The sequence below is a fragment of the Actinoplanes sp. NPDC049118 genome (assembly GCF_040648555.1).
GTDB lineage: Bacteria > Actinomycetota > Actinomycetes > Mycobacteriales > Micromonosporaceae > Actinoplanes.
The window spans coordinates 311083-319920 of the sequence record NZ_JBEZDY010000010.1 but is presented as its reverse complement, the minus strand read 5'-3'; the positions used below and the strand labels follow the sequence as shown (position 1 = coordinate 319920).

Sequence of the window (8838 nt, the reverse complement as noted above, 5' to 3'; positions counted from 1 at the left end):
AACCTCACCCAGTCCCAGATCGCCGACCAGATCGGCATCTCCCAGATGCACGTCAGCCGCCTGCTCACCAAGGCACTGACCAAGCTGCGCACCCAGCTCGACCCGGCGCTGTAGGCGTACTCAGCCCGCGGCGGGCTTCGAGCGCGCCGCGGGCCGGGCGGCGGCCTTCGAGCGCTTCGCGGGCCGGGCGGCCGGCTTCGAGCGCGCCGCGGGGGCGGCCGGTGCGGGCCCGCCGGTCACCGGCCGGTCACCGGCCGCGAGCCGTACCCAGATCGCGAAGGTCGCGGCGACCGCGGCCGCGATGGCCGCGATGCCGGCGACGAACGCGAACCGGCCCGAGACGAGGTCGGGCATCGCGCGCTCGGACAGGACGACGGCCGCGATGCCCAGCAGGCCGGCCACGGCGCTGAGCGCGCCCACGCTCCCGAAGATCAGCATGGCCACCCGGTTCGGGCGGGCGGTGACACCGGTGATCCGGGAGCGGTAGACCCGGACCAGGGCCGACGCGCCCGCGCCCCAGGCCAGGACGACCAGCAGGGCGGCGACGGTGTCGCTCGGCCGGTGCCACTCGGCCCAGACGGTGGCGACCGCGATGATCGTGACGTAGGCTGCGCCGATCAGCGCCACGGTGCCGCGGATCGCGAACGGCAGGACGAGGATCAGGGCGAACGCCACCGACGCGGCCGCTGTGGTGTGGCCGCTGGGGAACGAGTTCGGCGCCGGGAAGTCGTCCAGGTTCGGCCGCGGCAGGTGGGTCTTGAATAGCCGGGTGCTGGCGTTGGCCCCGATCACCAGCAGGCCCGCGGCGACCGCCAGGTCGGTCCGGCGGCGGAAGAAGCCGATCGCCGCGGCGGCCACGCAGACCAGCACGAGGCTGGCGAGCGTGGTGCCGTTCAGGGCCCGGTTGAGCACCTCGACGACCCGCGGATGGCTGACGTCGGCCCCGCGCATCATCAGCGTGTCCACGACCTGCCCGAGCGGGGTCCGCACACAGGCGACATAGACGCCGGCGACGCCCGCGGCGGCCAGCAGTGCGACGAACGCGTGCCCCACCGCGTGCCAGAAGCCGCGGCCGCCACCGCGGTCCGCGGGCTCTCCGGTCTTCGCGGGGCGCCGAGCCAGGGCCGTCATCGGTGGAGTCCTCCTGAACGTCGCGGGTGCGCGGTTCCGCATTGCCCAGTCGGCACGCGTCTCAAGCGTTCGTGCGGCGGGATCATAGTCCCCTTTAGTGGCGATCAGCCCCATCGGCCACAGGCCCGCCCCGCGGCAACTGCGATGCACCCGCCGTCTCCCTGCCCCGCAACAGCGCGGCGAGACCTTCATTGGGACGCCGCGCGACGAGGCCGGCCGAGATGGATGGGGATCCGGATGCTGCTCACCACCCGCCGAGTTTTCTCCGCGCTGCTGTTGCCGGCCGGGCTCGTTGCAGGACTGGTCGTAGCGCCCGCGGCGGCCAGCGCCGCCGGGGTGTCCGCCACCGTTCAGGTCGCCGACACGCTCAAGGTGCGCTCGGCGCCCTCGCAGACCGCGAAGATCGTCGGATCGGTGCGCAGGAACCAGAAGGTGACCGTCTCCTGCGTCATCACCGGTCAGCTGGTCCGCGGCACGGTGCGCACCACGACCGCGTGGGACCAGATCGGCGCCGGGCGCTACATCTCGCACGCCTACGTGAAGACCTCGGGCAAGATCCCGCGCTGCGCGTCGAAGCCGCCGGCGCCCGCTCCCGCCGCTCCCGCCGCGGCCGCTCCCGCCGCCGCCCGGTACGTCGTCGGCACCGTCAAGAGCGCCGACGGCAAGGTCAACCTGCGCGCCGGCGCCTCGACCAAGACGGCCGTCGCCGGGACGCTCGCCAGCGGCACGAAGGTCGACCTGGCCTGCTCGGTCACCGGCGACCTCGTCAAGGGCACCGTCCGTTCCACCAACCGGTGGGACCGCACCCGGGCCGGCAGCTACATCTCGAACGCCTACATCTACTCGGGCAAGCTGCCGGTGTGCGCGGCCAAGACCACGCCGGCCCCCGCGCCGAAGCTGACCCCGGAGCAGTTCATCAAGGCGGCGGTGCCCGGCGCGCAGGCCGGCTGGCGCGAGTACGGCGTTCCGGCGTCGGTCACCATCGCCCAGGCCATCCTCGAGTCCGGCTGGGGCCGCAGCAGCCTGTCGGCGGAGAGCAAGAACTACTTCGGCATCAAGTGCCAGAACGGCAAGTACGGCAAGCTCGCCAACGGCTGCCGCACCGTACGCACCCAGGAGTGCACCAAGGCCGGCAAGTGCTTCGAGACGTCGGCGGCGTTCCGGACCTACGCCAGCCAGGCGCACTCGTTCCGGGACCACGGCAGCTTCCTGAAGGTCAACAGCCGCTACGCCGGCGCCTTCGCCTACACCAAGGACGCCAACAAGTTCATCTGGAAGGTGTGGAAGGCCGGGTACGCGACCGACCCGAACTACTACACGAAGATCACCGGCGTGATGAAGACCCACGACCTCTACAAGTACGACACCTGGAAGTGAATCGCCACCACCATCCCCGCCGGCGGAACCTCGCCGGCGGGGATGGTGGTCTCCGGCGTCGATCAGAGCGACCGCTGCGGTAGCAGCGCCGCTATGCAGGCCAGGAGCTGAGCGGGCAGGAACGGCTTGAGCAGCGTCGCGTTCGCGCCGACCTCGGCAACCCGCTCGTCGCCCGGCAGGATGGAACCGCTGGCCAGCACCACCGGGATGTGCCTGAGCCCGGCGTCGGCCCGGATCGCCCGGCACAGGTCGAGCCCGTTCATCCGGGGCATGTCCACGTCGGTCACGACCACGTCGGGCAGGTGCGCGCGGACCGCCTCGAGGGCGGCGGCGCCGTCGCCTGCGGTGATCACCCGGTGCCCGGCGCGTTCAAGGGCGCGCTGGAGCACGAAACGGATGTCTTCGTGGTCCTCGGCGACGACGATCATGGAGGCCTCGGCTCTCGTTCTGCCGGGGATCCGGCCGGAAGGGCTGTCCCAGAGATACCGAACGAGTCCGCCGGGGGACACGGGACGTCCTCCTTGCCGGGCTGCGAGACGGTGACCGAGCCGCCGCCCGGGGAGCGCGGCACCGGCAAGGCGGCGTTAATCACGAGGCGGATCCCGGCGGAACTGCCTATTGTTGACGCGCCATGTCTGTAACGCCCCTGAGCCAGGACCTCGCCGAGCTTCGCCGCCGCATGTCCGACCTGCTACCCCGCGACGAGCGCCGGCTACAGCGCCGCCTCGAGGGCACCCGCCGGATCCGTGACGAGCTCGCGCGCGCCGCCGTGCTCACCGAGATCGCCGCGGAGGTCGCGCAGGCCGAGCAGCGCCGCGACGCGCGGCTCGCCGCCGTCCCGCCGATCACCTACCCCGACGAGCTGCCGGTCAGCCGGCGCCGCGACGACATCATGGCCGCCATCCGGGACCACCAGGTCGTGGTGATCGCCGGCGAGACCGGCTCGGGCAAGACCACCCAGCTGCCGAAGATCTGCCTGGAGCTGGGCCGGGGCGTCCGCGGCCAGATCGGGCACACGCAGCCGCGCCGGATCGCGGCCCGCACGGTCGCCGAGCGCATCGCCGAGGAGCTCGGCACCCCGCTGGGCTCGACGGTCGGCTACAAGGTCCGCTTCACCGACCAGGTCACCGACGAGACCATGGTCAAGGTGATGACCGACGGCATCCTGCTCGCCGAGATCCAGAACGACCGGATGCTGCGCCGCTACGACACGCTGATCATCGACGAGGCGCACGAGCGCAGCCTCAACATCGACTTCATCCTCGGCTACCTGGCCCAGCTGCTGCCGAAGCGCCCCGACCTCAAGCTGATCATCACGTCGGCGACGATCGAGACCGGGCGTTTCGCCGAGCATTTCGCGGGCCCGGCCGGTGCGGCGCCGGTCATCGAGGTGTCCGGGCGGACCTATCCGGTCGAGGTGCGCTACCGGCCGCTGGCCCGGTTCGCCGGCGAGGAGGACGAGGAGCTCCGCGAGGAGCCGATCGACCAGGTGGACGGGATCGCCGCCGCCGTCGACGAGCTCGGCGCCGAGAGCAGCGGCGACATCCTGGTCTTCCTCAGCGGCGAGCGGGAGATCCGCGACGCCGCGGACGCGCTCAACCGCCGCGACCTGAAGAACACCGAGATCGTCCCGCTCTACGGCCGGCTCTCCGCGGCCGAGCAGCACAAGGTCTTCCAGGCGCACACCGGCCGCCGGGTGGTGCTCGCCACCAACGTCGCCGAGACGTCGCTGACCGTGCCGGGCATCCGCTACGTGATCGACCCCGGCACCGCGCGGATCTCGCGTTACAGCAGCCGGCTCAAGGTGCAGCGGTTGCCGATCGAGGCGGTCTCGCAGGCCAGCGCCAACCAGCGCAAGGGCCGCTGCGGGCGCACGTCGGACGGCATCTGCATCCGGCTGTACACCGAGGAGGACTTCGAGGCGCGGCCGGCGTTCACCGAGCCGGAGATCCTGCGGACCAACCTGGCCAGCGTCATCCTCCAGATGACCAGCCTGGGGCTCGGCGACCTCGCCGCGTTCCCGTTCATCGACCCGCCGGACAAGCGCAACGTCACCGACGGCGTGAAGCTGCTGGAGGAGCTCGGCGCCCTCGAGCAGCGCAAGCTCACCCCGATGGGCCGCCAGCTGGCCCAGTTGCCGGTCGACCCGCGGCTGGCCCGGATGGTCATCGAGGCGGACCGGCAGGACTGCCTCGCCGAGGTCATGGTCATCACCGCGGCGCTGTCCATCCAGGATCCCCGGGAGCGGCCGGCCGACCGGCAGCAGCAGGCCGACGAGAAGCACGGCCGGTTCGCCGACAAGGAATCCGACTTCTTCAGCTACCTCAACCTGTGGCGCTACCTGCGGGAGAAGCAGCGCGAGCTGTCCGGCAACCAGTTCCGCCGGCTGTGCCGCGCCGAGTTCCTCAACTACCTGCGGGTCCGCGAGTGGCAGGACATCTACTCGCAGCTGCGGCAGGTCGCCCGTACGCTCGGGCTCACACTCACCGAGCGTGACGAGCTCGCCGGGGGCCAGGCCGTGCACACGGCCCTGCTCGCGGGCCTGCTCTCGCACATCGGACTGAAGGACACGGACAAGCGCGAGTATCTCGGCGCCCGCGGCGCCAAGTTCGCGATCTTCCCCGGCTCGGCGCTGTTCAAGAAGCAGCCGCGCTGGGTGATGTCGGCCGAGTTGGTCGAGACGTCGCGGCTCTGGGGCCGGGTGAACGCGCGCATCGAGCCCGAGTGGGCCGAGAAGCTCGCTCCGCACCTGGTCAAGCGCAGCTACAGCGAGCCGCACTGGGAGAAGAACCAGGGCGCCGTGATGGCGTACGAGAAGGTGACCCTCTACGGGCTGCCGATCGTGCCCCGGCGCAAGGTCGGCTACGGCCGGGTCGACCCGGCGATGTGCCGCGAGTTGTTCATCCGGCACGCGCTCGTCGAGGGCGACTGGGAGACCCACCACCCGTTCTTCGCCGAGAACGCCAAGCTGCTGGCCCGCATCGAGGAGATCGAGAACCGGGCCCGGCGCCGGGACATCGCGGTCGACGACGAGACCGTGTACGCCCTGTACGACGCCCGCATCCCCGCCGACGTCGTCTCCGCCCGGCACTTCGACGCGTGGTGGAAGAAAGCCCGCCATGCCGACCCCGGCCTGCTCACCTTCACCCGCGAGCTGCTGGTCAACGCCGGCCGCGACGCCGTCGACCCGGGCGCGTACCCGGACGCCTGGCTGGCCGGCGGCGTCCGGCTGCCGCTGAGCTACCAGTTCGAGCCCGGCGCGGCCGCCGACGGCGTGACCGTCCGGGTGCCGCTGGCGCTGCTCAACAAGCTCGACGCCGAGGACTTCGGCTGGTCGGTGCCGGGCCTGCGCAAGGAGGTCGTGGTCGCGCTGATCCGCGCGCTGCCCAAGCACCTGCGCACCAGCTTCGTGCCCGTGCCGGACTGGGCCGAGGCCGTACTGAGCCGGGTGCCCGCCCGCCGGGGCTCGCTGCCCGACGCGGTCGGCGGCGAGCTGCGCCGGCTCACCGGCACGGTCGTGCCCCGCGACGCCTGGCGCCCGGACCAGGTGCCCGACCACCTCAAGATGAACTTCCGGGTGGTGAACGAGGACGGCGCGACGGTCGGCCAGGGCCGCGACCTGGACGTGCTGCGCGCGAGCCTCGCGCCCAAGGTGCGGGCGACCATCTCGGCCGCCGCCGGCGACATCGAGCGCCGCGGCATCACGACAAACGACTTCGGCACCCTGTCCCGCTCGGTCGCGCAGGTACGCGGCGGGTACGAGGTGACCGTCTACCCGGCGCTGGTCGACGAGGGGGACAGCGTCGCCGTCCGGGTCCTCGAGACCGAGGCCGGGCAGCGCGAGGCGATGCGGGCCGGCACCCGCCGGCTGCTGCTGCTCACGCTCCCGCCCGCGGCCCGCTTCCTGCAGGGGCGGCTCGACAACCGGGCCAAGCTGGAGCTGTCCCGGGGCAATCCGTACCGTTCGATCGCCGATCTGCTCGACGACTGCGGCGGCGCGGCCGTCGACAAGCTCGTCGCCGACGCGGGCGGACCGGCCTGGGACAAGGAGTCTTTCGCGCGGCTGCGTGAGGAGGTCCGCGCCGACCTGGTCGACGCGGTGGCCAACGTCGTCACCCAGGTGCGTGCCGTGCTCGCCACCGCGTACGACGTGGATCAGCGGCTCGCCGGCACCCGGGACCCGTCGCTGCTGCCGGCGCTGGCCGACATCCGGCAGCAGCTCAGGGGGCTCGTGTATCAGGGCTTCGTCACCGAGACCGGCTGGCGGCAGCTGCATCACCTGCCGCGTTATCTGCGCGGCATGTTGCACCGCCTCGACCGGCTCGGCGGCACGCTGGCCCGGGATCGGCAGCTGACGGCCCAGGTGCACGAGATCGAACAGGAGTACCGCGAGCTGCGCGCCGAGTCGCCGGCGGGCGGCCCGGCCGACGAGGGGCTGCGCGAGATCCGCTGGATGATCGAGGAACTGCGGATCAACCTCTTCGCGCAGGCGCTCGGTACCGCGTACCCCGTCTCGGACAAGCGGATCTACAAGGCGATGGATCAGCTGCCCGCCTAGCGCCTGCCCGCGGCGCCGCCGCGGTTCGCCGGTCTGCCACGCGAACGTGGGTCCGGTGCGGGCGCGCAGGCCTGAACTCTGTACCCCAACGGGTGGTTTCGCGGCGGACGGGGTGCGCTGCGGGGAGGTGTCGGGTGCCGTTCGGTTACCTGGCTGTCAACCGGCGGCGCGAGGCCCTAGCGTCCTTCCCATGACGAACGAATTCCTCGCCTTCGCCCCGATTTTCGCCGCTCCCGTCGCCGACCCGGACCGCGCGCTGCTGGACGAGATGATGGCGCGGGTGGGCGTCGACGGCCTCGCGGCCGCTCTCGGCGACGCGGGCCTGCTGGCCCAGGTCGACCAGCACGCCGCCGCGGTGCGCGACGCGCTCATGCACGCCGGCCGCGAGGTCGACGCGGAGGGCCTGGCCGCGTACGCCAAGTCGATCTCCGCGGCCGCGGCGCGGATGGGCCGGCCGGTGCCGCAGCCGGGTCAGGCGTACCTGTCGGGCTCGGCGTGGCTGGCGGCGGAGTGGCACCTCATGCGCCTGGTGGCCGTCTGCATGATCGCGGAGTCGGCCGGCCTGCTTTGAAGATCACCCGAAATGCTTAAGTGGTAGTTTTTGTATATATATCGAGCTTTACGTACCATTTGTAACATGCGTCTCATCGCCCTTACAGTGGCCTCCGCGCTGGCTGTCACAGCCACGCCCGCCCTTGCTGCCATCGCCGCCCCCGTCGAGCCCGCGCCGATCACCGTCGCGCGGTACACGTTCGACGCCGGCACCGCCGCCACCAGCCGAATCTCGGACACGTCGGGCCGGGGATCCGCCCTGACCGTCCGGACCGCCGACCAGGGCAAGATCAACTTCATCGGCACCGCCGACAAGTACGCCGCATTCCCGGCCGCCTGCGCGGAGACCGCGACCGTCTGTCCCCGCGCGATGCTCGAAGGCACCGACGACGCCGACCTCGACCCGGGCACCCGCAGGTTCCGCTGGGGTGCCACGGTGCGGGTGGCGAAGGCCCAGGTGACCGGCTCGACGAACATCATCCAGAAGGGCGTCACGGACACGGAGAGCCAGTGGAAGCTGCAGGTCGGCGGCAACCACGGTAAGGCCAGCTGCGTGGCCGTCGGGCAGGGTTCGGCCCAGGTCTACCTGGTGCGCTCGACCCTGCCGGTGGCGGACAACGCCTGGCACGACATCATGTGCCAGCGTTCGGGTGCGCTGCTGTCGATCTATGTAGACGGCGCCGAGCGGGGCCGCACCGCGATCCCGGCGACCCTGTCCATCGCCAACAACATGCCGCTGCGCATCGGCGGCCCGAACTTCAACATCAAGAGCGACATGTTCCACGGTGCACTCGACGACGTGTACGTCCGCCTGGGCTGACGCGTCCGAGGGCCGGAACCCGCCCGGGTTCCGGCCCTCCTAGCGTTCGTTTCGAACAGCTGCGACGGAAGGCGTACGAGCGCCCGGAACCTCCGGTGGCCCGCCCGGCGTGGTCCCGTTCGGACCGCTGCCGGGCCGCCAGCCTGGCATCGTCGGCGCCGTGATGCGCCGCGGTGGTGGCCGCGAGCCGCTTGTCGTGTGCGTCGCGGCCGAGATTCGGCACCGCCGCCGCCAGATCCTGGCGGGCCAGCTCGTCGGAATCGACGTGGACGGCAAAATCAGGCATGAGGTGACCTCCGTGTGACACGAGGCGAAGACGAGAGAACGAGCGGATGAAGTCCGCGCGCGGAAGGCGCGCCCAGATGCGCGGGGCCCGGCGAAGAGGCCCGGGGTAGCGGCG

Annotated in this window: 8 protein-coding genes; 6 read left to right on the top strand and 2 right to left on the bottom strand. The window is 71.7% G+C overall.

Annotation, left to right across the window (positions count from 1 at the left end):
• On the top strand, positions 1-114 hold a 114-nt coding region (locus AB0B58_RS18445), incomplete at its 5' end, for a sigma factor-like helix-turn-helix DNA-binding protein (RefSeq protein WP_360224808.1).
• Between the two features lie 6 nt (positions 115-120).
• Here the strand turns inward: AB0B58_RS18445 and AB0B58_RS18440 are convergent.
• Positions 121-1131: a phosphatase PAP2 family protein gene (locus AB0B58_RS18440; RefSeq protein WP_360224782.1), complete on the bottom strand. Its 1011-nt coding sequence runs from the start codon at positions 1129-1131 to the stop codon at positions 121-123.
• Positions 1132-1368: 237 nt separating this feature from the next.
• On the opposite strand from AB0B58_RS18440, the gene gsmA reads away from it, so the two are divergent.
• Complete coding sequence (gene gsmA, locus AB0B58_RS18435) at positions 1369-2508, top strand: sporangiospore maturation cell wall hydrolase GsmA (protein WP_360224780.1); 1140 nt, start codon at positions 1369-1371, stop codon at positions 2506-2508.
• 62 nt (positions 2509-2570) lie between these two features.
• On the opposite strand, the gene AB0B58_RS18430 is transcribed toward gsmA, so the two are convergent.
• Complete coding sequence (locus AB0B58_RS18430; RefSeq protein ID WP_360224778.1) at positions 2571-2936, bottom strand: response regulator; 366 nt, start codon at positions 2934-2936, stop codon at positions 2571-2573.
• Between the two features lie 203 nt (positions 2937-3139).
• On the opposite strand from AB0B58_RS18430, the gene hrpA reads away from it, so the two are divergent.
• From hrpA to AB0B58_RS18410, 4 genes are all read left to right on the top strand, one after another.
• Positions 3140-7066 (top strand): ATP-dependent RNA helicase HrpA, encoded by a 3927-nt coding sequence (hrpA, locus tag AB0B58_RS18425; RefSeq protein WP_360224776.1) that lies wholly within the window; start codon positions 3140-3142, stop codon positions 7064-7066.
• 190 nt (positions 7067-7256) lie between these two features.
• A complete protein-coding gene (locus tag AB0B58_RS18420) occupies positions 7257-7637 on the top strand; it encodes a DUF6401 family natural product biosynthesis protein (RefSeq protein ID WP_360224774.1) in 381 nt (126 codons plus the stop codon).
• A gap of 66 nt (positions 7638-7703) precedes the next feature.
• Positions 7704-8438 carry a LamG-like jellyroll fold domain-containing protein gene (locus AB0B58_RS18415; protein ID WP_360224772.1) on the top strand — a complete coding sequence of 245 codons (735 nt, stop codon included), beginning with the start codon at positions 7704-7706 and terminating at the stop codon, positions 8436-8438.
• A gap of 160 nt (positions 8439-8598) precedes the next feature.
• A complete protein-coding gene (locus AB0B58_RS18410; protein ID WP_360224770.1) occupies positions 8599-8742 on the top strand; it encodes a hypothetical protein in 144 nt (47 codons plus the stop codon).
• The last annotated feature ends 96 nt before the right edge of the window (positions 8743-8838 follow it).

Coding starts and splice junctions, on each gene's coding strand:
- AB0B58_RS18440 (WP_360224782.1), bottom strand. CDS start 1,131: ATGACGGCCCTGGCTCGGCGCCCCGCGAAGACCGGAGAGCCCGCGGAC.
- gsmA (WP_360224780.1), top strand. CDS start 1,369: ATGCTGCTCACCACCCGCCGAGTTTTCTCCGCGCTGCTGTTGCCGGCC.
- AB0B58_RS18430 (WP_360224778.1), bottom strand. CDS start 2,936: ATGATCGTCGTCGCCGAGGACCACGAAGACATCCGTTTCGTGCTCCAG.
- hrpA (WP_360224776.1), top strand. CDS start 3,140: ATGTCTGTAACGCCCCTGAGCCAGGACCTCGCCGAGCTTCGCCGCCGC.
- AB0B58_RS18420 (WP_360224774.1), top strand. CDS start 7,257: ATGACGAACGAATTCCTCGCCTTCGCCCCGATTTTCGCCGCTCCCGTC.
- AB0B58_RS18415 (WP_360224772.1), top strand. CDS start 7,704: ATGCGTCTCATCGCCCTTACAGTGGCCTCCGCGCTGGCTGTCACAGCC.